Source organism: Burkholderia sp. Ac-20392 (assembly GCF_017104585.1).
Lineage (GTDB): Bacteria > Pseudomonadota > Gammaproteobacteria > Burkholderiales > Burkholderiaceae > Burkholderia > Burkholderia lata.
Genome location: NZ_JAAGPB010000719.1, coordinates 1 through 245 on the forward strand (window position 1 = coordinate 1; position 245 = coordinate 245).

The following is a 245-nucleotide window of genomic DNA, read 5'->3' on the forward strand; positions in this document are numbered from 1 at the left end:
TAGCCGGATCATTAAAAAAAAAAAAAAAAAACAGATTAAGTTGACGGCTGATCTCGCCGTAAACACTCATCCTTGCCAGCCGCCTTGTTATTTACTCCGCGCAGTCTATTTCGTCACTGCACCCGCCGCGCTCATAGGTGGTCTGTGCGGTGATTCTCGTATTTCTGGCTATGGTGTCTGCTCACTGCGCTAGCCTCGAGTCACGAGTTCACCGTAGGTCTAACGCAGCTGTTCACTCGACTTAA

General features: G+C 49.0%; 1 protein-coding gene. It reads left to right on the plus strand.

Annotated elements, in window-relative coordinates; all coding sequences use genetic code 11:
- Window positions 1-193, plus strand: a 193-nt coding sequence (locus G3N99_RS37255; RefSeq protein ID WP_206124866.1) for a hypothetical protein, incomplete at its 5' end; no start/stop codon positions are given.
- Between the last annotated feature and the right edge of the window lie 52 nt (window positions 194-245).